Annotated in this window: 25 protein-coding genes; 12 read left to right on the top strand and 13 right to left on the bottom strand. The window is 54.4% G+C overall.

The features are described from left to right. Positions 1-51: 51 nt before the first annotated feature. Positions 52-594, bottom strand: a complete 543-nt coding sequence (locus VIN76_RS06170) for a regulatory protein RecX (RefSeq protein WP_332040955.1) — start codon at positions 592-594, stop codon at positions 52-54. 196 nt (positions 595-790) lie between these two features. On the opposite strand from VIN76_RS06170, the gene VIN76_RS06175 reads away from it, so the two are divergent. Further along, the gene (locus VIN76_RS06175; RefSeq protein WP_332040956.1) at positions 791-2,521 is read left to right on the top strand and encodes a fatty acyl-AMP ligase; all 1,731 of its coding nucleotides are present in this window, start codon (positions 791-793) and stop codon (positions 2,519-2,521) included. Positions 2,522-2,618: 97 nt separating this feature from the next. Further along, positions 2,619-5,009: a putative bifunctional diguanylate cyclase/phosphodiesterase gene (locus tag VIN76_RS06180; RefSeq protein ID WP_332040957.1), complete on the top strand. Its 2,391-nt coding sequence runs from the start codon at positions 2,619-2,621 to the stop codon at positions 5,007-5,009. Positions 5,010-5,028: 19 nt separating this feature from the next. Here the strand turns inward: VIN76_RS06180 and arsC are convergent, their stop codons facing one another. From arsC to VIN76_RS06195, 3 genes are all read right to left on the bottom strand, one after another. After that, the gene (gene arsC / locus VIN76_RS06185; RefSeq protein ID WP_332040958.1) at positions 5,029-5,379 is read right to left on the bottom strand and encodes an arsenate reductase (glutaredoxin); all 351 of its coding nucleotides are present in this window, start codon (positions 5,377-5,379) and stop codon (positions 5,029-5,031) included. A 96-nt stretch (positions 5,380-5,475) separates the two neighbouring features. Continuing rightward, positions 5,476-6,015 carry a (2Fe-2S)-binding protein gene (locus tag VIN76_RS06190; protein WP_332040959.1) on the bottom strand — a complete coding sequence of 180 codons (540 nt, stop codon included), beginning with the start codon at positions 6,013-6,015 and terminating at the stop codon, positions 5,476-5,478. 130 nt (positions 6,016-6,145) lie between these two features. Further along, positions 6,146-6,910, bottom strand: a complete 765-nt coding sequence (locus VIN76_RS06195; protein ID WP_332040960.1) for a class II aldolase/adducin family protein — start codon at positions 6,908-6,910, stop codon at positions 6,146-6,148. A gap of 292 nt (positions 6,911-7,202) precedes the next feature. Here VIN76_RS06195 and rpsU point away from each other — a divergent pair, with 292 nt between their 5' ends. Beyond that, a complete protein-coding gene (gene rpsU / locus VIN76_RS06200; RefSeq protein WP_332040961.1) occupies positions 7,203-7,409 on the top strand; it encodes a 30S ribosomal protein S21 in 207 nt (68 codons plus the stop codon). A gap of 67 nt (positions 7,410-7,476) precedes the next feature. Beyond that, on the top strand, positions 7,477-8,055 hold the full coding sequence (locus VIN76_RS06205) for an FKBP-type peptidyl-prolyl cis-trans isomerase (RefSeq protein WP_332040962.1): 579 nt from the start codon (positions 7,477-7,479) through the stop codon (positions 8,053-8,055). A 98-nt stretch (positions 8,056-8,153) separates the two neighbouring features. On the opposite strand, the gene VIN76_RS06210 is transcribed toward VIN76_RS06205, so the two are convergent. Together VIN76_RS06210 and VIN76_RS06215 are read right to left on the bottom strand one after the other, a co-directional pair. Continuing rightward, positions 8,154-10,247: a bifunctional (p)ppGpp synthetase/guanosine-3',5'-bis(diphosphate) 3'-pyrophosphohydrolase gene (locus tag VIN76_RS06210; RefSeq protein WP_332040963.1), complete on the bottom strand. Its 2,094-nt coding sequence runs from the start codon at positions 10,245-10,247 to the stop codon at positions 8,154-8,156. Positions 10,248-10,417: 170 nt separating this feature from the next. Then, complete coding sequence (locus tag VIN76_RS06215; RefSeq protein WP_332040964.1) at positions 10,418-10,765, bottom strand: CC_3452 family protein; 348 nt, start codon at positions 10,763-10,765, stop codon at positions 10,418-10,420. A gap of 175 nt (positions 10,766-10,940) precedes the next feature. On the opposite strand from VIN76_RS06215, the gene VIN76_RS06220 reads away from it, so the two are divergent. Then, a complete protein-coding gene (locus VIN76_RS06220) occupies positions 10,941-11,489 on the top strand; it encodes a helix-turn-helix domain-containing protein (RefSeq protein ID WP_332040965.1) in 549 nt (182 codons plus the stop codon). Between the two features lie 44 nt (positions 11,490-11,533). Here VIN76_RS06220 and VIN76_RS06225 read toward each other — a convergent pair whose 3' ends face one another. Continuing rightward, entirely contained in the window at positions 11,534-12,115 is a 582-nt protein-coding gene (locus tag VIN76_RS06225; protein WP_332040966.1) for an HD domain-containing protein, read from the bottom strand. A gap of 97 nt (positions 12,116-12,212) precedes the next feature. On the opposite strand from VIN76_RS06225, the gene VIN76_RS06230 reads away from it, so the two are divergent. Together VIN76_RS06230 and VIN76_RS06235 are read left to right on the top strand one after the other, a co-directional pair. Next, positions 12,213-13,442, top strand: a complete 1,230-nt coding sequence (locus VIN76_RS06230) for a sensor histidine kinase (protein WP_332040967.1) — start codon at positions 12,213-12,215, stop codon at positions 13,440-13,442. Continuing rightward, the gene (locus VIN76_RS06235; RefSeq protein ID WP_332040968.1) at positions 13,439-14,239 is read left to right on the top strand and encodes a LytTR family DNA-binding domain-containing protein; all 801 of its coding nucleotides are present in this window, start codon (positions 13,439-13,441) and stop codon (positions 14,237-14,239) included. The genes VIN76_RS06230 and VIN76_RS06235 overlap by 4 nt, the downstream gene beginning before the upstream one ends. Before the next feature lie 7 nt (positions 14,240-14,246). Here the strand turns inward: VIN76_RS06235 and tadA are convergent, their stop codons facing one another. Beyond that, positions 14,247-14,705: a tRNA adenosine(34) deaminase TadA gene (tadA, locus tag VIN76_RS06240; RefSeq protein ID WP_332040969.1), complete on the bottom strand. Its 459-nt coding sequence runs from the start codon at positions 14,703-14,705 to the stop codon at positions 14,247-14,249. A gap of 158 nt (positions 14,706-14,863) precedes the next feature. Between tadA and rpmB the strand changes: the two genes are divergently transcribed. Continuing rightward, positions 14,864-15,151, top strand: a complete 288-nt coding sequence (rpmB, locus tag VIN76_RS06245) for a 50S ribosomal protein L28 (protein ID WP_332040970.1) — start codon at positions 14,864-14,866, stop codon at positions 15,149-15,151. A 21-nt stretch (positions 15,152-15,172) separates the two neighbouring features. Here rpmB and VIN76_RS06250 read toward each other — a convergent pair whose 3' ends face one another. Beyond that, the gene (locus tag VIN76_RS06250; RefSeq protein WP_332040971.1) at positions 15,173-16,114 is read right to left on the bottom strand and encodes an esterase-like activity of phytase family protein; all 942 of its coding nucleotides are present in this window, start codon (positions 16,112-16,114) and stop codon (positions 15,173-15,175) included. A gap of 245 nt (positions 16,115-16,359) precedes the next feature. Here VIN76_RS06250 and VIN76_RS06255 point away from each other — a divergent pair, with 245 nt between their 5' ends. The 4 genes from VIN76_RS06255 (at position 16,360) to VIN76_RS06270 (ending at position 19,766) form a co-directional block, all read left to right on the top strand. Beyond that, a complete protein-coding gene (locus VIN76_RS06255) occupies positions 16,360-17,067 on the top strand; it encodes a CoA transferase subunit A (protein ID WP_332040972.1) in 708 nt (235 codons plus the stop codon). Beyond that, a complete protein-coding gene (locus VIN76_RS06260) occupies positions 17,064-17,714 on the top strand; it encodes a CoA transferase subunit B (RefSeq protein WP_332040973.1) in 651 nt (216 codons plus the stop codon). The genes VIN76_RS06255 and VIN76_RS06260 overlap by 4 nt, the downstream gene beginning before the upstream one ends. A gap of 219 nt (positions 17,715-17,933) precedes the next feature. Next, positions 17,934-18,338, top strand: coding sequence for a MucR family transcriptional regulator (locus VIN76_RS06265; protein ID WP_332040974.1), 405 nt, complete (start codon positions 17,934-17,936; stop codon positions 18,336-18,338). A 291-nt stretch (positions 18,339-18,629) separates the two neighbouring features. Beyond that, complete coding sequence (locus tag VIN76_RS06270; protein ID WP_332040975.1) at positions 18,630-19,766, top strand: MFS transporter; 1,137 nt, start codon at positions 18,630-18,632, stop codon at positions 19,764-19,766. Here the strand turns inward: VIN76_RS06270 and VIN76_RS06275 are convergent. Genes VIN76_RS06275 through VIN76_RS06290 form a run of 4 tightly spaced genes read right to left on the bottom strand, consistent with a single transcriptional unit; the run spans position 19,756 to position 25,168 of the window. Continuing rightward, positions 19,756-20,760: an NADP-dependent oxidoreductase gene (locus VIN76_RS06275; protein WP_332040976.1), complete on the bottom strand. Its 1,005-nt coding sequence runs from the start codon at positions 20,758-20,760 to the stop codon at positions 19,756-19,758. The genes VIN76_RS06270 and VIN76_RS06275 overlap by 11 nt on opposite strands. A 32-nt stretch (positions 20,761-20,792) precedes the next feature. Continuing rightward, positions 20,793-21,866: an MBL fold metallo-hydrolase gene (locus VIN76_RS06280; protein WP_332040977.1), complete on the bottom strand. Its 1,074-nt coding sequence runs from the start codon at positions 21,864-21,866 to the stop codon at positions 20,793-20,795. 50 nt (positions 21,867-21,916) lie between these two features. Continuing rightward, positions 21,917-23,293, bottom strand: a complete 1,377-nt coding sequence (locus VIN76_RS06285; protein ID WP_332040978.1) for an L-serine ammonia-lyase — start codon at positions 23,291-23,293, stop codon at positions 21,917-21,919. 6 nt (positions 23,294-23,299) lie between these two features. After that, entirely contained in the window at positions 23,300-25,168 is a 1,869-nt protein-coding gene (locus VIN76_RS06290; RefSeq protein ID WP_332040979.1) for a DUF885 domain-containing protein, read from the bottom strand. Positions 25,169-25,285: the final 117 nt, after the last annotated feature.

Below are 25,285 nucleotides of genomic sequence, written 5' to 3' on the forward strand. Positions count from 1 at the left end.
GCTAACTGGCGATTCCTGTTGTTACGGGATATTTGCGATGGTCTTGCTGTTCTAAATATCTTCTTCAACTTCTTCGCCCGGTTTGGCGAAAACAAAGCGTGAAGCAATGTCAAAACCATGTCCTGCCCTTAAAAAAGCCTGTAATTGTTTACGGCATTTGTCCTGATCGGCAGCTTGTGACGCGAAGGGACCGATTGATTTCTTGCGCGCATAGGTTCGCGCAGCTTCCCATTGCTTTGCGTCGCTAAGGTCTAGCGCCTGATGGTCGTCGCCCTCTTTAATTCCGGCCTGATAGAGCGCCTGGGCAACCCGTCTCTTGCCATAACCGCGGTTAATAAGGGCAGATGCCTGATTTTTTGCAAAAAGCGCATCGTCAATATAACCCAGTTCGACAAAGCGTTCGACTAGCGCGTCAATTACCTGCTCAACCGGTCGCTCCAGTGTATCCGACCCGTCTGCGGACCAGCCCCGCTCGCGTAATTTACGGAAAAGATAGGACTTTAATTTGTGCCGCGTTGTTGCATATCGGCTGACATAGCGTAAAGCGAGTTCTTGCAATCCATTTTGATCCAACGTTTTATCGCTATTTTTCAACGCTTCATCTTTCTAAAAGAACCACTGCCCTTTTTGTGCCACAGTCGAGCCGAAATTTAAACGTCACTTGGGACCAATAGGGCTTGTTCATGGTAATGGTCGCGAATTATCTATAATATTTTGATACTTATTGGCTGATTATCTTGGAAAATGACAATTTGTAGGAAGGCTGGACCTTCTGGAAAATGGATTTTGTATGACGAAGCTGACACCGACCCCAACCGCAGACGATCTTCCACGTCGTTTCGCCGATTTTGATACTGTTGGCGAGGCGCTTGATTACGCCGCACAGGGTAATAGAGGCTTTAACTTTTACGATGCCCGTGCTTCTCTGGTGCGCGTTTATCCTTTCAAAGAGCTACGGACGGACGCGCTGGATGCCGCGCGCCGCCTGATTGGTTTTGGTATAAAGCCGGGCGACCGCGTCGCCCTTATCGCCGATACAGAGCCGCAATTTTGTGCGCTGTTCTTTGGCGTGATCTATGCCGGTGCATGGCCGGTGCCGCTGCCACTGCCCACATCATTTGGCGGCAAGGAAAGCTATATCGAGCAGATCGGTGTTCAGCTTGGAAGCTGTGATCCCGCCATCATGCTCTATCCCGACGAGATTGAAGACCTGGCCGCTGCGGCCGGAGAAGCGCGCAAGGTTCCGGTATTCGGCTGGGATAAATTTGCCGAGCGCGAAGTTCCCGATTGTGAATTGCCGCAAGCCAAAAGCAGCGACATTGCCTATTTGCAATATTCCAGCGGTTCGACCCGCTTCCCGCATGGCGTTGCCGTGTCGCACAAGGCACTCCTCCATAATGTGGGATCACATTCCCATGGCATGAACGTCAATCAGGGCGACCGCTGTATTTCATGGCTGCCCTTTTATCATGACATGGGGCTGGTTGGCTGTTTCATTTCGATGGTCTGTAACCAGGTATCGACCGATTATCTGAAAACCGCCGATTTTGCTCGTCGTCCCTTGTCCTGGCTCGACCTGATTTCCCGCAACCCCGGCACATCGTGCAGCTTCTCTCCGACCTTTGGTTACGAGATTTGCGCCCGCCGTATCGGTAGCCAGAGCAATGTCGCGGAACGGTTTGACCTGTCGCGCTGGCGTATTGCCGGAAATGGCGCGGATATGATCCGTCCCGATGTCATGCAACGCTTTACCGATGCTTTTGCCGCCGCAAAATTCGATGCCAAGGCATTTCTGCCCAGCTATGGCCTTGCCGAAGCAACCTTGGCGGTGACCATCATGCCTCCGGGTGAAGGCATGGAAGTCGAACTGGTCGAGGAAACCGAACTCGCTGGTGAGAAACAAGCCGATGGCAGCCGTCCCAAACGCTATCGCGCGATTGTGAATTGCGGCAAGCCTGTACGTGACACCCTTCTGGAAATCCGCGAAGAAAATGGCAGCAAGTTGCCGGAAAAAGCCGTTGGCAAAGTCTGGATGAAAAGCCCGTCCGTCATGGAAGGCTATTACCGGGATCAGGAAGCAACCGACGAATGTCTGGTCGATGGCTGGCTCGATACCGGCGACATGGGCTATTTGTCTGGCGGTTATCTTTATATTGTTGGCCGTGCCAAGGATATGATCATCATCAACGGCAAGAACCACTGGCCGCAGGATATTGAATGGGCTGTCGAGCAATTGCCCGGATTCAAGGCCGGCGATATTGCCGCGTTCTCGATCACAACGCCGGGCGGCGACGAAACACCGGCGGTGCTGGTCCAGTGCCGGACATCCGATGAGATTGAACGGCTGCGACTGCGTGACGAGATCCGTGAAAAGGTCCGTGCGATTACCGGCATGAACTGCGTTATCGAACTGGTTCCGCCGCGGACATTGCCGCGCACCAGCTCCGGTAAGCTAAGCCGGGCAAAGGCGCGCAACCTCTATCTTTCGGGCGATATTCGTCCTTATGATGTGGCTGCGTAAAAACGGACCGATTTGCGCTTAATATAGCTCAACCATTAGTGACAAATAAGCGGGTATGATTACCATTCGCTAACACTTCCCCCGTAGGTAGGGGGACGTGGAAGAAAAACTGTCATCATCGTCCGGATTACCGCAAGAAATCCCTTTAAGAGTCCTCTTGGGGATAGGTGATCCCGAAGGCATCGACTGGGGCCGCATTCGCGTGTTTCAGTATGAAGGCGTATATGAGCACGGTTTCTTCCGGATGTTCGGGGCCAGTATCTGCGTCCTCATTGCGGTCCAGTCCTCTGTCAGCCTGGTCAACGGATGGCTGCTGGGCGCCTGGGCGCTCACACTATGGGCCACCTATATCTATTTCTATTTCAAAGCCCGCAAAGATGCGCTTTGGGAACGCAAGACCCTCTCTCGCAAAGATAATTTCCAGGTTCTTGTGCCTTCGATATCAGCAGGATTGCTGTGGTCCGTGGCGATATTGTTTCTAGGACCGTCCGGCGGACTGATCACTATGGTCAGTATATGGTCGCTGGTATTATGCCTGATGGTCGGGGCCGCGATATTGCTATCCGCTGTTCCGCTTGCCAGCATTACATTCATTGCCATTACCGGACTTACCGCGACCTATGCATGGTATGCTTTTGGCGAATATAAAATGGCGTGGGCAGCCATTTCCCTCGCCTTGCTGCTCATCGCTTCCTGTTTGACGAATGGGCGTTCGTTCATAAACCGCAAAATTGCCGAAGCGAATTTGAACGAGAAGAAAGAGGTGGTGAGCCTTTTGCTGCGCGAGTTTGAAGATACCGGCGCCGACTGGCTATGGCAGACAGACACGTCCAGACTGTTGACCCATGTCTCTCCTCGTTTTGCCCATGCTGTGGGAAAGACACCGGAAGAAATTGAGGGCAAGCCCTTCCTGCAACTGGTTGCCGGACAGTCATGGGATTCGGGGGACTTCCCGCCCGCCCTGCACAAACTTGCGGAAAAGCTGAAGCGCCGCGACAGTTTCAGCAACATGGTGGTTCCCGTCCTGATCAACGACCAGAACCACTGGTGGGAGCTTTCCGCTTCTCCCAAAATAGATGATAACGGCATTTTCCATGGCTTTCGCGGCGTTGGATCCGATGTCACTATCCAGCGCGAATCTGCTGACAAAATCTCTCACATGGCACGCTTTGATACGCTTACCAGCCTACCCAACCGATTGCACCTGACCGAAGCTCTTGGCCAGGCGCAACTGGATTCCGACAAGTGGAACAGCCGCTGCGGTTTCATGATGATCGACCTCGACCGGTTCAAGGCGGTGAACGATACATTGGGCCATCCGGTCGGTGATCGCCTGCTCGCCCGCGTGGCTGACCGGCTGCGCTCTATCATGACCGATAACGAACTTTGCGGACGGCTGGGCGGCGACGAGTTTGCCATTGTCATCAAAGACGCCAGCAATCCCCAATATATGGAAGCGCTGGGCAAGAAAATTATCGAAACCCTCGCGCGGCCTTACGAAGTCGATCAGCATACGCTTTATATCGGGGCCAGTGTCGGCACCGCGATCGGACCGCGTGACGGCCGCACGGTCGAAATGCTGATGCGCAGCGCCGACTTGGCACTTTACCGGTCCAAGGATCAGGGTGGCGGCGCGCATAATCAATATGAGCCCAAGCTCCACGTCCATGCCGAGGAACGCCGTGTCATGGAGATTTCATTGCGCAAGGCACTGGATAACAAGGAATTCACCCTTAATTATCAGCCCGTGGTCAGCGCTACCACCGGCAGCGTTCTGGGCTTTGAAGCGCTTTTACGCTGGACCAACCCTAAAATTGGCATCGTATCACCGGCGAAATTTGTGCCTTTGGCCGAAGATGCCCGCCTGATCGGTCCGATTGGCGAGTGGGTTTTGCGAACAGCCTGTAAAGAAGCGATGAAATGGCCAACCACAATGAAGGTTGCCGTCAATGTATCGGCGGATCAGCTCACCGATCCCAATTTCCTCGATATGGTCATCTCTGCGCTACAGGAAAGCCGTTTGCCGGCACGGCGGCTGGAGATAGAGGTAACGGAAAGCATCTTCATGCGCGAAGGCACAGGCGCGGCCCAGGTGCTTGACCAGATTATCGCGCTGGGCATCAACCTGTCGCTGGATGATTTCGGCACCGGCTATTCTTCGCTGGGCTATTTACGCAGAACTCGCTTTTCGACCATCAAAGTGGACCGCAGCTTTGTGCAGGGCGCGGCGAAAAATGCTCCCGAAAGCCTTGCCATCATCCGCGCCGTTGTCGCCATGGCGGACAGCTTGGGCATGTCCACAACCGCCGAGGGCGCAGAGACCGAAGAAGAGGTCAAGATGATCCGGAAACTGGGTTGCAGCAACATCCAGGGCTATTATTTTGGCCGCCCCATGTCGCCGGAAAATGCGCTGGCCCTGTTCCAGAATCACGATGACAGCCCGGCTGGCACGGTGACCAAGGCGCGGGTCGGCGGCAAGGCCGCTTAAACGCCCGATTTTCTACCCGTCAGAGAATTTCCTGCACTTTTTCCTGCGGCCGGCAAAGCCGAACGCCTTTATCCGTCTCAACCAATGGCCGCTCAATCAGGATAGGATCAGCCGCCATCGCATCGAGTATCTGGTCTGCCGTAGCGCTCTCGTCGGTCAGGCCCAGTTCTTCGGCAGGCGAACCGCGTGTCCGCAGCCCCTCACGCGGCGTGATGCCCGCATCGCGGTAAAGCTGCTCCAGCTTGTCGCGGCTCGGCGGGTTTTTCAGATATTCGACCACCGTCACATCAACGCCCGGCGCTTCTTCAAGCAGGGCAAGCGTTTTGCGGGACGTGCCGCATTTAGGGTTATGCCAGATCGTCGCTTTCATTTTGCACTCCGTAACCTTGGGATTTTGAACCCCATAAACACCAGATCGCACCCTGTTTCAAAGGAAAGTTTGGGAGATTAGGACTAACCGCTGCCTCTATTCCTTTGGTGTCAGGGCCGGAACAGTTCTTGTCGCGTCTGCCGGGTCAATACCCGGCGGCGGGGCGGCGCTTAACATGCCGTCTCCGCGTGCGGCCCGGGCGGCGCGCTGTATGGCTTCCCTGATCCGCGGATAGGTGCCGCAGCGGCAGATGTTAAGGATCGCCGCATCAATATCATCATTCGACGGATTGGCGTTTTTCTTTAGCAATACCGCTGCCGCCATAATCATACCCGATTGGCAAAACCCGCATTGCGGCACATTTTCCGCGGCCCATGCCTGTTGCACCGGATGGTTACGGTCGCGCGACAGGGCCTCGATTGTCGTGACAAACCGGCCCTCCATCTCCCCGATCGTGACAAGACAGCTTCGGATTGCCTCCCCGTCAACTTCGACCATACAGGCCCCGCAATCACCTGTGCCGCAGCCATATTTGGTGCCCGTCAGATTAGACGCATCACGCAGCGCCCAAAGCAGCGGCGTGTTCGGGTCCATACGATATTGCACGGGCCGGTTGTTGACAGTGAACTTGGTCATGCGGGAAATACCATTAACAAAATCCGTTGGGATATCAGGCGCTACATCCGTTCGTGCCGAGCCAGTCGTCCGGCACTAACGAAACATGTCTCGAACGCAGGGCTAACGGGAATCGATCACGCTTTGCAAGCTATTCCCGCCAGCTTTTGTCTTCGCGGTCGATCAGGCGGACCATGGCGTCAAATTCAGGCACGCCCTGCTGGGCGGGATCGATCGACGCCTGTGACAGGTTGGCGAGATGTTTTTTCATCACCTCTTCACCGATCATGATCGGTTTGCCCATGGACAGGGTCTGCATCTGGATTTCACAGGCGCGCTGTAATACCCAGTGGTTGAGGAACGCTTCTTCCAAAGTCCGGCCCATCACCACCGGACCATGGTTTTCCAATAGCATCATCCGTTTCTTGCCCAGACTCGCCAGGAAACGTGGCCCTTCTTCGGCATGAACCGTGATTCCTTCAAATTTATGATAGGCTAGGCGCGGAACGACTCCGGCGGCATAGAAATTAACCGGCTGCAACCCGCCTTCCAGCGACGACACCGCCATAGTGGCTGTCGTATGGGTATGGATGATCGCATGGACATCGGGCAGTTCGCGGTGGAACAGGCTGTGCTGCGTGAACCCGGCCTTGTTTACCGGATAGGTCGAGCCATCCAGCGTGTTGCCGTCAATATCGATCTTCACCAGAGAAGAAGCCGTTACCTCGCTGAAATGCAGGCCGTAAGGATTTATCAGAAAGGCGTCATCCTCCCCCGGTACTTTCAAGGTCACATGATTGAAAATCAGCTCGTCCCAGCCAAGATAGGCGAATATCCGGTAACAGGCGGCCAGCCGCTGACGCGCTTTCCATTCCTCGTCACTACAATTAGATTGAACATTGATTGCCGTCGCCATTTCCCGTCTCCTGATTCGTGCTAGATTTCACTTTGAAACCAACATGCCACAGCCAATCATGATTATCAAAAGGCTTTGCATAATCGGAAATCGCCCCGAAATCGGTGTAGATATTGGCCAAAGCTGTGGCAAATATGCTATAATAATGAGTCGGAAATGCTTGATAGCGGTGGATTAGCCTGTTAAGCGCGCTGCAATTGTAGCTGAACGAATCACCTGCAAACCCTTTATTATGGCTTACCGGTTTTATTAGGTAGGCCCAAAACGATTTTGAACGGAGTTACTCAGTCTTATGCAAATCATGGTTCGCGATAATAATGTCGATCAAGCCCTTCGGGCGCTCAAAAAGAAATTGCAGCGTGAGGGCGTTTATCGCGAAATGAAATTGCGTCGCCATTATGAGAAGCCTTCTGAAAAGCGCGCGCGCGAAAAAGCGGCTGCTGTTCGCCGTGCCCGCAAGATGGAGCGCAAGCGGATGGAACGCGACGGCCTGGTTTAAGCCGCTTTCCTTTTCGATATTGACCTGAACAATCTGTTTCAGGCTTTCACTGTATAGGTAGTCCGATATGTCCGTAACCACTGTTCCCATCCATCCGATCAAAAAAGGGTCGATGACCAAAATGTGGCTTGGAATAATAGTGGTGGTTCTGGTTGCGGCCGGACTGGCCTTTATCGGCACCCAGGAAGCAGTGGCGACTGGCGCGACTAACGAACAGTTCTTAGCCAATAATGCAGACAAGGACGGCGTGATTACGACCGATTCTGGCCTGCAATATAAAGTGCTGAAACCCGGCGAAGGCCCATCCCCGATTGCCACCGATACCGCGCTGGTGAAATATGAGGGGTCGCTGCGTGATGGCACGGTGTTTGATGCGAATGAACAGACACCGATGCCGGTTGGCGCCGTGGTTCCCGGTTTTTCCGAAGCACTTCAGCTGATGCAAAAAGGCGGCGAATACCGGATCTGGATCCCGTCTGAACTAGGCTATGGCGAACAATCGCCCAGCCCTGCCTTGCCAGCCAACTCTGTCCTGATTTTCGACGTGACCCTGATCGACTTTATCTCGGCAGAGCAGATGCAGGCCCTGCAACAGCAAATGCAGCAAGGCGGCATGCCCGAAGGCATCGAAATGCCGGGCCAGTAAGGCTTACTAAAACGCCTTTTCAAATGCCGGATTGATCTTTCGGCCCCCAAATTACCGCCGTTCGGCTTTATCCACTATCGCCGTTCGGCTTTATCCATTCACCGCCGTTCGGCTTGGGCCACGGCTTCCGACGCCCTGAGCGCGGATAATATCCGCATCAAATGGTGGACATTGTGCACTTCCAGATCAATCTCGAAAGTGTGGAACGGGTTATCGCGGCTGGTCATGCGCAGGTGCAAGATATTGGCGTTGTGAAAGGCCACAATCCCCGTGATCTCCGCCAGCGTCCCCGGCTTGTTATGGACCACCACCATAAGCCGTGCTGCCGCGCCATCGGTTTCCGTGCCCCAGCTAAGGTCAACCCAGTCGGCATCGGTGCCGTCGGCCAGCTTGAAACAGTCTATCGCGTGAACCTCGACATTCGCACCGCTGCGGCGCAGGCCGACAATGCGGTCGCCGGGAACGGGGTGGCAACATTCGGCAAGGTCAAAAGCCACGCCGGGGGTCAGCCCCTTGATAGAGATCGCCCGGTCCTGTTCCGGCCATACACGCTCGTCAATATCGTCATTGGCGCTGCCGGGCATTAACGCTTCCATGACATCACGGTCACTTATTTTGCGTGTCCCGATGGCGAGCATCAGATCGTCCTCATCCTCCAGATCAAGACGCTTGACCGCGGCTTTCAATGCTTTCTTGCCAATTTTCCCGGGCAGGCGCTGGACAATCTCGGCATATAATTTGCTGCCTATCTCGACCAGCTCGTCACGTTCCTTGTGGCGCACGAACCGGCGGATTGCAGCGCGGGCCTTGCCCGTGATGACAAAGGACAGCCAGCCGGGCTGTGGTTCCTGACCATCGGATCGCAAGATCTCAACAACATCGCCATTGACGAGCTGTGTGCGGAGCGGAACGTGGCGGCCGTTGACCTTTGCCCCGACCGTCTGGTTGCCAAGGTCGGTATGCACCGCATAGGCAAAGTCCACCGTCGTCGCCCCCCTTGGGAGCTGTAGCAGCGTGCCTTTGGGCGTGAACGCGAATATCCGGTCCTGGTACATGGCCAGCCGCGTGTTCTCGAGCAGTTCCTCGGCATCCTCGGCATGTTCCAGGATTTCGATAAGGTCGCGAATCCAGCCCGCCTGCCCGTCCGGCTGTGCCCCGCCCTGTTTATAGGCCCAGTGCGCTGCCAGCCCGAATTCGTTGTCATGATGCATGCGCCGGGAACGGATCTGGATCTCGACCCGCATATTATTGCCATACATGATGGTGGTGTGCAGCGATTGATAGCCGTTGCGCTTGGGCGTCGAGATATAATCCTTGAACCGCCCCGGAACCATTTTCCATTTCTGGTGCAATATGCCGAGCGCCCGGTAACATTCCGCGCTGTTGTCGGTAATCACCCGGAACGCCATGATATCGGGCAACTGTTCAAAGCTGACATGCCGTTCCTGCATTTTGCGCCAGATCGAATAGGGATGTTTTTCCCGCCCGCTGATTTCCACAGCCACGCCGCCCGCGGCCAGCGCCTTTTCCAGCGAGCGGATGATTTTGTGGATTTGCCCCTCGTCACCCTTTTTAATCGCGTTCAGCCGCCCGGTTATCGTCTCGTAAGCTTCCGGCTCCAGATGGCGGAATGCCAATAGCTGCATCTCGCGCATGAATTCATACATGCCGATACGCTCCGCCAGCGGCGCGTAAATATCCATGGTTTCGTGGGCGATGCGCCTGCGTTTTTCCTCGCTCTTGATGAAATGCAGGGTCCGCATATTATGCAGCCGGTCGGCCAGCTTGACCAGCAAGACGCGGATATCATCCGACATGGCGAGCAGAAATTTGCGTAAATTCTCTGCCGCGCGCTCATTATCGGTCTGCGCCTCGATCTTTGACAATTTGGTCACGCCGTCCACCATCTTGGCCACTTCGGGCCCGAACAGCTTTTCAATTTCCTCAACCGTGGTCAGCGTGTCTTCCACTGTGTCATGCAGCAAAGCAGTCACGATCGTATGCTGGTCAAGCTTGAGATCGGTCATTAAACCTGCAACCTCAATAGGATGGCTGAAATACGGATCGCCGCTCGCCCGCTTTTGACTGCCATGCCGCTGAACGGAAAATACATAAGCACGGTTGAGCAGATCTTCATCCGCATCCGGGTCGTAACTGCGGACCCGCTCTACAAGTTCATATTGTCTTAACACTTTTACAAACTGTCTGGCTTTGCGCGCTGGAGCAACTAAAAAATAGCGTTGAAGCAATGCTTTCGACTAGGAAAGGCAATGCTTCAACGCTTTAGTTTGACCGGTCAGACCATTTAAATGGTCGTGAGGGGAGAGAAGCCGGTCATGAGGAAAAGGTTACGAGCATACTGTCATGCGTTGCACTCGCTAAGGGCATCGGAATCTATCACTTCGCCTTTATAGGAAAAGGACACGATCGGTCCGACTTCTTTCGCCAGTTTCGCGCACATTGTCTTCACCGATGAATGGCCTTTGGCACCTTTACATTCGGTCCCGGCACAGTAAATCACCGTGCCTTTGATAATGAAACGCGACTCTTCGACAGGCTGCTGCAATTCGGCGGTATAAGCGACCGGCTTGCTGCGCGCCTCGGCGGGGCTGGCGATAAAGACAAACATTGCCGCAGCAAGAGCGACAATCAGCGCGACAGTGATATGAGCAAGATTTGAACTATCGGGCGCTTTCTGGGGAGTAAACATCAGGTTTTCCTTCCTTGGTAAGTTGGTTTGCGCCAATGTCCGGGGAGAAAAAGCGTAGGAACAATTGGCTTGCAATATCAGTTGCGAATCACTACTTACTTTAATAGGTTTTAAGTTGCAACCTGAAACTTATATTTTTTTTTGGGATTACTCAAATCTGGTCTAGATAGTGGAAATGGAAAAACTGATAGAAAATCTCTCTGCGCTCAGTTCCGGCTGCTCTTTGCCTATTTCTCTTGAGGTAATCGGGGAACGCTGGTGCTTCATGATCTTGCGTGCATCCTTTAACGGGATCCGCCATTTTGAGGATTTTCTCTCGGAAATCGGCATTGCCCGGAACATTCTGGCCAACCGCCTTACCCGGCTGGTCGAGGCCGGTATCCTGTCCCGTCGCCCGTGCGACCATGATCGGCGCAAGGTCGAATATCGCCTTACCGAGAAAGGCGCAGACTTGTTGCCGGCGATTGTCGCCATTCGTCAATGGGGTGAAAAATGGGAAACCGGCGTGCCGTCAAACCCGATATTGGCCGACGCCCGAAACCGCCAACCTATCGGCCGGATATCCATCCGCGCCAATGACGACAGAATTTTGGGCTTGGACGACCTCTGCTGGATTGACGAGGAGGAGCTGAGAAACCACGCATCGGGCAAACAAGGCGGTTCCGACGATCGCGGCGATATGGTGGTCCGCCCGCTAAAAGAACTGGGCGGCGACCCGCTTTAACTGAAAGTCCCCCACTCCCCTTTTTTGAGGGGAAGCGGGATGGGTTATTCCGTTACATATACGCTGTTTACCGGCCGGGCCAGAACGCGCCTTACCATCGGTTCGAAAAACTCCAGCGGAGCGCTGTCATAATTGGCATCAAAGGCGCTCTGGTCATATTTTTCGCAAAATTCGGCGCAATCCTCGAAATATTCATGGCCGCGAAAACTTTCCCGCATGTCGCGGTCCTGCCCGATATGGTGAAAGAAATAATAGCCCTGGAATATGCCGTGTTTCTCGGTGATCCAGTGCAGTTTTTCACTGACAAAGGGCCGCAGGATCGCCGCGGCAATATCAGGGTGGTTATACGTACATAATGTATCGCCAATATCGTGCAGCAAGGCCATGACGACATAATCATCCTCGCGCCCGTCACGATGTGCTCTTGTGGCGGTTTGCAGACTATGTTCCAGCCTATCAACCGGAAAACCGCCATAATCACCGTCCAGCAAGCGCAAATGGTCCAGCACACGGTCGGCAACCTTGCTGGCAAAAGGCATGTAATGACCGCTGATAATCTGCCAATCCTCGCCTGTGCCTTCTTCCATAGACGAAAATTTAGCTCGCAATTCGTTGGGACCGCCCATATCTCTCTCCTTAGCCGCACTATTTAGATGTGCGTATTTCTGGACCGATGTTATGCGATTCTTTCCCAAACGGCAATGGCGCGCTATAGATAGGCCTATGCCAGTCATGGATATCCGACCCCAACCTTTTTTCGGCAACAAGAACCGTGCGTTCTGGAATTTGCAATCGGCGGGCTGGGCCGGTGTGCTTGCGCTGCGCGGGATTTCCGGCTTGGCGAACGGGCAACCGCTCGGCTTTCTATTGCCGATCATTATTTCGACGATTACCGGCTATTCGATTACGCTTTTACTATCGGTCATCTATAAACAGCTTATCCATCAAAAGCCGGTTATAACATGGGTGACCACGACCATCAGCCTGATGATCGCGACAGCATTATATGCGTTTATCGATGCTTGGGTATTTGTCATCCAGAACCCGGCAACCGAAACCGGGTTTCTGTCCCTGTTCACCGGCTATGTCTTTCTTAACTTCACGTTGCTTGGCGCGTGGTCCGCGCTCTATTTTGCTATCAACTTCTTTTTGCGGGTGGAGGAACAGAATGACCAGCTATTGAGGCTGGAAACACAGGCGACCCGCGCGCAGCTTGCGATGCTGCGTTACCAGCTTAACCCGCATTTTCTGTTCAACACGCTGAACAGTATTTCGACACTGGTGCTGCTGAAACAGACCGAACCGGCCAATGCCATGCTGTCGCGCCTGTCCTCTTTCCTGCGCCATACTTTGGTCAACGAGGTTCATAGCCGGGTGACTTTGGCGCAAGAGGTGGAAACACTGCATCTGTATCTCGACATTGAAAAAATGCGCTTTGAAGAACGGCTGCGACCCAGTTTTGATATTGATCCTGCGGTTTGCAATGCCCTGTTGCCCTCCCTGTTATTACAGCCCTTGGTCGAAAATGCGATCAAATATGCCGTGACCCCGATGGAGGAAGGCGCGGATATTTCCGTGTCCGCCCGGATGAAGAATGACCGGGTCCAGATAAAAGTATCCGACACCGGGCCGGGGCAAACGGGGCCGCTGGAAAAAACTTCTGATTCCACCGGGGTCGGATTGGGAAATATTCAGGAGCGATTAAACCAAGCTTATGGAGAAGCGCATTCGTTTGAAACAAAATCATCAGCAGGGGGCGGCTTTTCTGTAATCATCACACTGCCGTTTGAAACCAGACAGCAAATTGACAAGGAAGCAGCAGAAGACAACGCGACAGTGGAGCAGATCAGAAACGAAGCCATATTTGGGGAGCATGCATCCGATAATGCCAGAGGGAAACACGTCACAAACCCTGCAATGGCATTATCGCACCAAAAGGACATATATACATGACGATAAAAACGATATTGGTCGACGACGAAAAACTTGCCACGCAGGGGCTTCAGATCCGTCTGGCAGAATTCGAGGATATCGAAGTTATCGATACTTGCAGCAATGGCCGCGAGGCGATTCGCAAAATCAAGACACTGAAACCCGATCTGGTATTTCTTGATATCCAGATGCCGGGCTTTGACGGTTTTTCCGTGGTTCAGGGAATCATAGAAATCGAACCGCCATTATTCATTTTCGTCACCGCTTATGCCGACCATGCGGTGCGCGCGTTTGAAGCAGAGGCGATTGACTATCTGGTCAAGCCTGTTGAACCGGACCGGCTGGCCGACGCACTGGAGCGTGTTCGCGTGCGTCTTAGCGAGAAACGCGGAGCCGAAGAAATTGAAAAGCTGAAACATGTCCTCAGCGAAGTGGCACCCGGCGCGATGGCCGATCTGGAAAATGCCGAAGAACCGGCTGCGGCCAGCCGCTATGAAAAGCTGATCAACGTAAAGGATCGCGGCCAGATTTTCCGCGTTGATGTCGATACGATTGAACGCATTGATGCGGCGGGCGATTATATGTGCATCTATACCGCCGATAACTCGCTGATCCTGCGCGAAACGATGAAAGACCTTGAAAAGCGTCTGGACCCCCGCAATTTTCAGCGCGTCCACCGTTCGACCATCGTGAATCTGGGTCAGGTCCGCGAAGTCAAGCCGCATACCAATGGCGAATGTTTTCTGGTCCTCGCATCAGGAGCGCAGGTCAAGGTAAGCCGCAGTTACCGCGATGTGGTTGCGCGCTTCGTCCATTAGGGCCAGTCTAGTCCCGGCGGTTTTGGAAAAAATCTTTCAACAGCGCGGCGGATTCGGCCTCGTTAAAGCCTGAATAGATTTCCGGTATATGGTGGCAGGTGGCGGCGGAGAAAAATTTGACTCCGCTTTCCACCGCGCCGCCTTTCGGGTCAGCCGCACCGTAATAAAGCCGCCGGATCCGCGCATGGGCTATCGCGCCCGCACACATGGTGCATGGCTCCAGCGTCACCCAAAGGTCACAGTCGGTTAACCTGTCCGTGCCCAGCTTTTGCGCCGCCGCGCGCAACGCGACAATTTCGGCATGGGCCGTGGGGTCGCTCGTCCCGCGTGGCCGGTTATGCCCCTCGGCAATAATCTCGCCTTTATGCACAATGACCGCACCGACCGGCACTTCGCCCGCCGCAGCCGCTTCCCGCGCCAATGCAAGGGCGCGCTGCATATATGTCCGGGTCTGATCCATCACCATGGGGACCGGCTTTAGTGGGATTTGGCGGGCGGGACCAGACGTTTCACGGGGCAAAGGCAATTTCCGGGCGAGCGGTGCTTGACGGGCAGGCTAATTACCGCTAATTGCGCTGTCTTTCCCATGGGAATCACTCTTTAATAAAAAATTGGACAAGAACGATGTCGCGGATTTGCGAACTGACAGGTAAAACTCGGCTGGTAGGTAATAACGTATCGCACGCCAAAAACCGTACCAAGAAAACATTTTTGCCGAACCTGCAAAATGTGACCCTGTTGTCCGACGCGCTCGGCAAAGGCGTGAAGCTGCGGGTATCGACCCATGGCCTGCGTTCGGTTGAGCACGTAGGCGGGCTGGATAACTGGCTGCTGAAAACCTCTGACGAAAAATTGAGCCTGCGCGTTCGCCGCCTCAAAAAAGAAATCGCTAAAAAGCAGGCCGCTGCTTAAGCTACTGTTTTTACAGTATTTTTAGTCAGGAATCGAAGAAAAGCCGGGGCATGCCTCGGCTTTCGCTTTTGGGGCTTTACTCGCGCTCCTATCCGCCTCGTCCGGCAGTAAACGGAACTTCATCAACAGCGATTGCTGAACCACATTGAAGTTGTCATCCGACGCGATCCAGATGATCGTATCATCCCCTTCCCTCGTTACCGCAAGCGCCTCCATATTATCCAACGTCATAGGCGGCTTCAGCGAAGCAATAGGCTCCCCGCTCCAGATTTCACCCGGCTCAATCTGCGATAGATCACCTATCGAGACAATCGCGGACACCCCTTCCAGCGGCGTAAAACGGCGATGCAGCAACAAAGCCCGGCCATCGGGCAACAATGCCGCATCGGTGATGAGATACCCTTTTGGGGGACGATAACCGAACAGTTTGGGTTCCATGCCCTCGGCCGCTGGATCGCCATCAAAGATCAGCGCCTGATAAACGCCCCTGGCCTTGCCATAGTGTGCTGATTCAGAGAAAATCAGAAAGCGGTCCCCGCCTTGTCCCCGCCCCGCCAGGCGCAGCATCGCTTCCGCACCGCCATTTGAAGGCCATTTCTGCATCATTGCGACCTTATGGTCGGCCTCTTTGCGCGCAAAAGCCGGACCGTAACGCCAGATGCTATGCGAATGTTCATATCCCACCCAATATTGACCCGTTTCAGGATCATGGACCATGGATTCCGCATCCCAATTCTGCCGCGCGAACCGGTTTGCAGGCGCTGGCCCGTCAGGCAAAGGTGCAATATACGGCCGCACCGCTTTTCCGTCCTGCTCCATCAGCGTAAAGCCGATCAGGACACCGGAATCGCTCAACATGACAAAGCGGTTATCAGGCAAGGCAAGCATCGAAGAGATACCGCCAAAATCACTATTATCGCTGTCCAGTTTCCACCCGCGTATAAATTCAAGACGACCCGCCAATGTCCGCACAGGGAACTTGGAATTTAAATGCACGGATTCTAACCGGATGTTTTGGCTATCATTCTTATCCGGTGCTGGCCCGCGAACATAAGTCACTGGAACAAGGAAGAATATTAACAAGATGCAGGCGATAATCCGGTTCACGGCAGACGGCATAGCCGATAAATATGACCAAATATATTCTAATCTGGCCACTCTGAAAAACTTGCGCTAATGACAGCTACAAAGATCGCGAAAGGCAGAATATGAAGAAAATTTACCCTGACGCTAGTGCTGCACTGGAAGGATTATTATTCGATGGCATGCATCTGTGTGTCGGTGGATTTGGTTTATGCGGTATTCCTGAACGGCTGATCGACGGCGTACTCGAAAACGGCGTCAAGGACCTTACGATCGCTTCCAATAATGCTGGCGTTGATGGCGAAGGCTTGGGTAAATTGCTGCGCTCGCGGCAGGTGAAAAAGATGATTTCATCCTATGTCGGCGAGAATAAGGAATTTGAACGTCAATATCTGTCCGGCGAACTGGAAGTAGAATTCTGCCCCCAGGGCACATTGGCCGAACGCTGCCGCGCTGGCGGTGCCGGGATACCGGGCTTCTATACCAAGACAGGGGTCGGCACACAGGTTGCCGAGGGCAAGGAACACAAGGATTTCGACGGGCAAACCTATATCATGGAACGCGGCATTTACGCGGACCTTTGCCTTATCAAGGGATGGAAAGCCGATACATCCGGCAACCTCATTTTCCGCAAGACCGCTCGCAATTTCAATGCGCCGATGGCAACGGCCGGAAAAATCTGTGTTGCCGAAGTGGAAGAGATTGTCGAAGTCGGAGAGCTGGATCCGGATCATATCCACCTGCCCGGCATTTATGTAAAACGGCTGATCGACGGCAGCCCCTATGACAAGAAAATTGAATTCAGAACAACACGCAAGCGGGAGACAGCATGATGGCTGATGCTGCAAAAGGGTGGACCCGCGACCAGATGGCCGCGCGCGCGGCACAAGAGTTGGAAGACGGCTTTTACGTCAACCTTGGCATCGGTATCCCGACACTGGTCGCCAACCATGTTCCGGACGGTGTGACGGTTACACTGCAATCCGAAAACGGCATGCTTGGCATCGGTCCTTTCCCCTATGAGGGCGAGGAGGACCCCGATCTTATCAATGCCGGCAAACAGACGATCAGCGAACTGCCGCAGACCGCCTATTTCGGGTCGGACCAGAGCTTTGCGATGATCCGCGGCGGTCATATAGACCTTGCCGTGCTAGGCGGCATGGAAGTCGCGGAAAATGGCGACCTTGCCAACTGGATGGTGCCCGGCAAGATGATCAAGGGCATGGGCGGCGCGATGGATCTGGTTGCGGGCGTCAAGAAAATCATCGTCGTGATGGATCACTGTGCCAAGGACGGCAGCCCCAAATTCATTCCGGAATGCACATTGCCGCTAACCGGGGCCAATGTCGTGGATATGATCATTACCGACCTGTGCGTGTTCCGGCGCGACGATCATGACAGCCCGTTCAAATTGGTAGAACTGGCCCCCGGCGTCACTGCAGAGGAAGTCGCAGAGAAAACAACGGCGGCTTATATTTGAATATCAGGCCCCAATCATTTCGAAAGCCAAATCGGGCGGCTTATCTGGCCGCCTGATTTTTGGATATGGCCGGAAAAAAGAATATAACACTTGCCCAAGGCCAACAGTTAGCCAATTATCTGTTAGATAAAGGCTTGATTTATGCGAATATTACGCACATCAGATTTTTACAACCAGATTGGGTGTAATTTCAAACATTGATGAAATCACGGGAATAAAATGACAGAAATTGACAACAGAATGAATGAAACACTGATTGCTTTGACGTCACAAATCGTTGTGGCGCACCTGAACAATAATAGTGTTGCTGTGTCAGACCTGCCGTTACTCATCAACAATGTACATGGCGCAATGGCGGAACTTGCCGGCGGAACCACCCCCACAAAGACCCAACAGAAACCCGCAGTCCCCATCAAGGATTCAATCCAGCCGGATTATATTGTCTGCCTGGAAGATGGTAAGAAATTCAAAATGCTGAAGCGTCACCTGATGACAAGCTATAATATGACGCCCGAAGAATATCGTGCGAAATGGGGCCTTCCCGCAGATTATCCCATGGTGTCTTCAAACTATTCAAAAGTGCGCAGCGGCTTGGCAACCGAAATAGGTTTAGGCCGGAAATAGAACCGGCCCGTTTACGCGTATTTACTTCGAAAAATTTATAAGTTGATCGTCCGTCTGGACGACCGGTAGGCTGTGCTCTCTGCCCTGCCCCTGTAAAGGTGCGTGCAATATACTGGTGAAAGGGCTTGGTACTAGCTAAACAGACAGAGGCTTATGGCGCTACCGTCTGGCAAGCTGTTCTGATCTGATGAGAAAGCCGAGCAACTGACCGAAGCCGCCCAATCCTACACCAAATCCACACCGCGCCGGATTAGCGAAGCAAAACTGTTTCTTCTGGCCATGGCCTGTGCGGTGGCGGTGGCCAATGGCTATTATATTCACCCGCTCATCGCCCCGGTCGGGGCCGATTTCGGGGTTGGCGGATCGCTGCTCGGCCTGGTCCCCGCGCTCAATCAGGTCGCGTTGGCTCTTGGCATATTATTGCTCTTGCCGCTGGGCGACCGGATCAATAACCGCAAGCTGGTTATCGCCTTTGCCGTGGGCCAGTTGGCCGCGCTGATGGTCATGGCGCTGGCTCAGGATTTCCGGCTTTTCGTTGCCGCATCCTCGCTGCTCGGCTTTGCGACCATTACCCCGTATTTGCTACCCGCCTATGTGACCAAGCGCGTCCGCCCTGACCGGATTGGTCATGTCACCGGTATAATGACAGCGGGCATCACCGTCGGTTTGCTTGGTAGCCGGGCGGGCGCCGGTGTGCTGGGCCATTATTTTGGCTGGCGGTCGGCTTATTGGGTGGGCGCAGCGCTCACCCTGCTCTTGCTGTTCATTTTGCCGCTCATCATGGAGAAAGATGAAAGTTTCCGCGACGATAACGAGCCGCAGGAAAGCTATGGCGCGCTGATCGCTTCGCTCTGGCCGATTATCAAGACCATGCCGGACCTGCTGCTTGCAGGGATGTTGCAAGCTTTGTCATTTGGCCTCTTTCTCGCCTTATGGCTGGGCATCGGGCTGCATATTACCAGCCCGCAAATGGGTTATGGCGTCGATGTGGTTGGCTATCTTGCACTGCTGGCCGCGGTCAATGTTCTTGCTGCGCCTTGGTCTGGCCGATTGGCGGATCGGATCGGCCCGGAAAATGCGCGCATCCTGTTTGCCATTGCACAGGTTATTGGCGCAATTTTGCTGATCTTCGCTGGTGAAAGCCTGTGGATGCTGGTGCTGCCAATCATGTTCAGCAATTTTGGCGGAGCGTCCATGGATGTTGCCAACCGGACCATCCTGTTCAGCCGGGCACCCGAAATCCGCACCCGTTTAATGACCATCTATATCGTCATCATGTTCACCGGTGGCGGGCTTTCAAGCTGGATTGGCACTGCCGCTTATGCCTGGGGCGGATGGGATGCCATTGTTGCAATGTCGCTAATATTTGTCAGCATGGTCATGATTCTTGCGATCTGGGGCCTGCGGTTTCGCAAAGCTAAATCCTGACCAGAACCTTGCCGATATTGCCGCCGCTGAACAGCTTGTCATAAGCGCTCAGCACATTTTCAATCCCGTCTGTCACGTCAAAGGGTGTGTCGATCAGGCCCTGATCCAGCCAGTCTTTCAACTGGGCAGTCAGCCGCTCCCCCTGATCCATGAAATCGGGAGAGAAAAAACCTTCAATGCGCAGACGCCGCATCAATATCTGGTCAAAATTGACCGGCCCCTGCCCGCGGCCGTCGCCTTTATATTGTGCAAGCAAGCCGCATAAGGCCACTCGCCCATAATGGGCCATATTGGGCAAGACCGCATCCAGAATGGGGCCGCCGACATTGTCGAAATAGACATTGATCCCGCCGTCAACCTTCGCAAGCTGCGCCGCAATATCATCATTTTTATAGTCAATCGCCCTGGTTATGCCGAGTTCCTCTTCCAGCCACCGGCACTTTTCCGGTCCTCCTGCCAGGCCATAGACATTCGCCCCCAAAATCCGGGCGATCTGGCAGGCCAGCACGCCTGTTGCCCCTGCCGCCGCAGAGACAAGAACATTGTCCCCGGCCTTTACCCCTGCGGTTTCCTGCAAGCCCCAGAGCGCTGTCCAGCCGTTATATCCCAGCACACCGAAATGCTGTTTGATATCATTGATGCTGGCATCAACCTTGACCAGTCCGGAAAGTTCCGGCTCCATCACGGCATATTCGGCCCATTGGCCAAATCCGCGCACAAGATCGCCCTCGGCAAAGCCGGGATGCCGGGAGCGGGTCACATGTCCCAAAACCAAACCGACCATTTTCGTGCCTAGTTCCAGCGGCGGTTGATAGCCGTCTTCACGCTCTGTCATCCACATGCGCGTGCCTGCATCCATCGACAGATAGGCACAGCGCACCAACACCTCGCCATCGGCAATGTCCGGCATGGCCTCCATTTCCAGTGAAAGCGCGCTGGAAAAATCATCACCCTCTGGCCGTTTGTTCAATCGCCAATAGCGGTTCTCGGTCATTGTTTCTGTCCCTTATATACTGGGCGAACAATTTAGAGCAGTTGGTCCTGTTCGATACTATCCTTATTGGCGGGGAGGGTGAACAGCATACCATCTTCGCCCAGCACAACCTTGCCGTCAAAAACGGCATCGACATCTTTCAGATAATAGGATTTCAGATAACCCACCGGAACCGCAGGAATGATGTGGGTAAAAACCAGCATCTTTGCCTTGCCTGCCTGTGCTGTCTCGGCCGCTTGTACTGGTGATGCGTGATAGTCCGGAATATCCGCCATGATTTTTTCCGGCCCCGTTCGTCCTGCCTTCTTCATGGCGGCTTGGATGATGCCGACCATTTCTGTGTTCAGCACTTCATGCACCAATATGTCGCAGCCATTGCACGCCTTTTCCAAGACGGCTGTTTTGGATGTGTCCCCGCTGAACACGACGGAGCGGCCCTTATAGTCAAACCGGTAGCCGACTGCCGCGCTAACCGGCTCGTGCTCGACGGCAAAGGCTGTGATCTTGATGCCCTCACGGTCATAGACGACCAGTCCCGTTCCCTTTTCCGGCATCACAAAAGGCCGGGCAATACCCCCTGCCCCCGATGGCGGCATGGTCTTTTCCCCGTGATGCGCGACACGGTAACCGACATCGGTGGCATAAGCAGTGTTAAGCCCTTCCACGACCGCCTCGGCGCCCTCTGGTGCTATCACGGGCAAAGGCTCTGTCCGGCCACCACCGGCCCATCGCTGGAGCATGAGTTCGCCCATGCCGTCAATATGGTCGCTGTGAAAATGCGTCAGCAACAAGGCTTCACTCGCGCCGATGTCGAGGCCCATCAGGCCAAGCTTCCGCACAGCTCCGCCGCCAATATCAACGATAAACATCTTGCCATCAACAATGACCGCAGAGCATGGCCCGGCCCGTTTCGGGTCAGGCAGCGGAGATCCGGTTCCGCATAGAACGACGTGCATTCCGCCAGGAAGATCGCCAATAACATCACTTGTTGCAACTATATCGACGGCGCTGATAAACAGACGCTTTCCTATCTGCTCGCTAAAAATAACCCCCGCTGCAACGATCAGCAGCGCCAGGACCAATAGACCTGTTCCCAACTTTTTCATCTATGATCCCCTCCCCCGATTATTGCCTGTTTATTGGTTCATTTTTTAAATCAGCACTCCACCAGATTGACCGCCAAACCGCCCTTTGATGTTTCCTTGTAACGCTCGCTCATATCCATGCCGGTTTTTCGCATGGTTTCGATCACTTCATCAAGGCTGACCCGGTGCGTGCCATCGCCCATGATCGCCAGCCGGGCCGCCTCGATCGCCTTGACCGCACCAACGGCATTGCGCTCGATACATGGCACTTGCACCAGCCCCGCAACCGGATCACAGGTCAGGCCCAGATTATGCTCCATGCCAATTTCAGCCGCATTCTCGACCTGCAAAGCGGTGCCGCCCCAGGCCGCCGTTAACCCGCCCGCCGCCATGGAGCAGGCCACGCCGACTTCCCCCTGACAGCCCACTTCCGCACCGGATATGGAAGCATTTTCCTTGAACAGCGATCCGATGGCCGCTGCGGTTAACAGGAATGTTTCAACTCCTGCTTCATCGGCCTTGGGCGAGAAGCGCTCATAAAATCGCAGGACAGAGGGGACAATCCCGGCCGCGCCATTGGTGGGGGCCGTGACCACCTTGCCGCCCGCCGCATTTTCCTCGTTCACTGCCAGCGCCCACAGGTTCACCCAATCGAGCACGGTCAGCGGATCGGACAGCGCGCGTTCCTGCCGTTCCATCAGGCGCGCATGGATAAGCGGCGCACGGCGTTTCACGCGCAATCCGCCCGGCAATATCCCGCCCGACTGGATACCGCGATCGATGCAGGCCGACATCGCATCGGCAATTTCCCGGATGCCCGCGCTAATCTCGTCATCTTTTCTTGCCGCGCGTTCGTTATTACGCATGATCTCTGCGATCGAGAGTTTTTTCTCTTGCGCTATGGCGAGCAGGTCAGCGCCGGAGCGAAAGGGATGGGGAACGTCCCAAAGGCCGCTTTCCGGATTATTGGCGCCGATCTGGTCCTCATCCAGTATCGCTCCGCCGCCCACCGAATAATAAGCGCGGTTTGCCAGCTCGTCCTCACCCTTGAACGCGGCAAAACGCATGGCATTGGAGTGGAAATCGAGCCGTTTGTGCTGATCGAAAATTACGTCGGCTTCTTCATCAAAAGCAATGTCATGCTCCCCGCCAAGCAGGATATGTTCTTCGCTTCTGATCCGCTCGACCAGCGCATCAGCGGCGTCCGGCTCGATATTCTGGGGCACTTGCCCCGACAGGCCAAGCAGGATCGCCCGGTCGGTCGCGTGCCCTTTGCCAGTGAGCGCGAGGGAGCCGAACAATTTCGTCTCCACCCGCGTCACTTGGTCCAGCAGGCCCTGACCCGCCAACCACTGTATAAAAGTCGCCGCCGCCAGCATCGGTCCCATGGTGTGGGAACTGGATGGCCCGACACCTATTTTCAAAAGATCAAAGGTGCTGGCGACCACGGGCCATTACGACTTTTGCTTTTCGGCGATCCAGCGATCGACATTTTTCTCCAATATGTGGAGCGGCACGGCTCCGTCGCCCAGAACGGTATCGTGGAAACCGCGAATATCAAAATCATCGCCGAGAGCTTTTTCAGCCTTTGCGCGCAGTTCCTGAATTTTCAGCATGCCGATCTTGTAGCTGGTTGCCTGACCCGGCATCACCAGATAACGGCGCACTTCGGACCGCACGGAAGTTTCCGGAATAGGTGAATTGGCCAGGAAATATTCCACTGCCTTTTCTTCGCTCCATCCTTTGGAATGCATGCCGGTGTCCACGACCAACCGGATTGCCCTCCACATTTCTGTCGTCAACCGGCCAAAGTCGGAATAATGGTCCTTATACGCGCCCATTTCCTTGGCCAGAAGCTCGGAATATAGCCCCCATCCTTCGCTGAAGGCAGCAAAAAAACTACCCTGCGAGCGGAATTTGGGAACGTCCGTCAGCTCGTTCGCAATCGAGATTTGCATGTGATGGCCGGGATTGCCTTCATGATAGGCGATAACTTCCAGTGTATGAATCGGCATCGAGCGCATATCGGACAAATGCGCATAATAGGTTCCGGGCCGCGTTCCGTCCGGCGTGCCAGGGCGGTAATGCTGGGCCGCGCCGTCCTGCTCGCGGAAAGGCTCCACGCGCTTCACCTCCAGATCGGCTTTCGGCAATATTCCGAAAAACTCCGGCAGCCGCGAATTGATGAACGCCAGATGTTTCTCGGCCGCATCGATATAATCCTGCGCGCCCTTGTCATCGTTGGAGAAATAAAATTGATCGTCCTCGCGCAGGAAAGTGAAGAAGGCTGGCAAGTCGCCCTCGAATCCCGCTTTGTCCTTGATCGTTTCCATCTCGCCGCGGATACGCGCGACTTCGGAAAGGCCGATATTATGAATCTCGTCGGCAGTCAGGTCCGTGGTGGTCTGATTGGCCAGGCGATAATTATAATAAGCCTCTCCATTGGGCAATTCGGACGCGCCAAAGGGCGTTTCCTTTGTATTGGGCATGTCCTGCTTGAACCAGGCGATGATCCGCTCATAGGCCGGTTTCAACGTCCCGGTAAGCGCTTCGCGCGCCTGTTCTTTCAGCTCGTCGGACCGGCTCTGTGTAATCGTTCCGGCTTTGACAAGTCCTGCCAGCTTGCTTTCTGTCGCTTCCCACAGGGCAGACGGCTCGCCTTCATCAAAAGGGGCGCCCGTGGTTATTTTTTCCGATTGGTCGATCACGCCTTCATAGGAAAAGCGCGGCGGACGGGTCCCTGCCTCGGCATTGGTTTGCGCCCGCACAAGCAGCTGGTCCAGCGCCCGCGCACTGCCTTTCAGACGCGCGATGAAAGCGACCATGTCTTCCTCGCTCTCGACGCGGTGCTGGTTAATCAGGAAGGTCGGGAAAAAGGACTGCTGCCCGTTAAACTGGTGCAGGACATAGGCATTCTGGCGAAATGGCACTCCTGCTTCTTCCCGCTCCAGATTGAACAGCCACATGTCCCATGATATTTTGCCGTCATGCGTCAATTTGTCATAGTCAAAGTCGCGCTTCATCTCGGCAGTGGCAGTTCTCATCCACTCCAGTTGACGGTCTTCCGCTTCGATGGAAAAATCATCAATCTGGTCATAAGCCGTTTTGCGCCCCAAAAAGGTCTGGCTGATCGGACTGAAGGCCAGTTGCTCTTCGAATTTCTGGTCGAACCAGGCGTTAAGGCGCTCGGTTTCGGATTGCTGTGCCTGCGCGGCCGCCGTTGTCGAAGCCGTTGCTGTGTCCTGTGCCTGAACCGGCTGCGCCGTTACCGCAAAACCTGCCAGCGCGGTGGATGCCATGATGAATGTGAGAAATCTGCTCATGCAGTCTGATCCTTATAAATACATTACAATGGAAACTACATGACATAATCCGGACTGTTTGAAAATAGCGCCAAGCAGACGGGAGATTATATAAATCAAAAAAAGGGGCCGGAAGTT

Source organism: Parasphingorhabdus sp. (genome assembly GCF_036568145.1).
GTDB lineage: Bacteria > Pseudomonadota > Alphaproteobacteria > Sphingomonadales > Sphingomonadaceae > Parasphingorhabdus.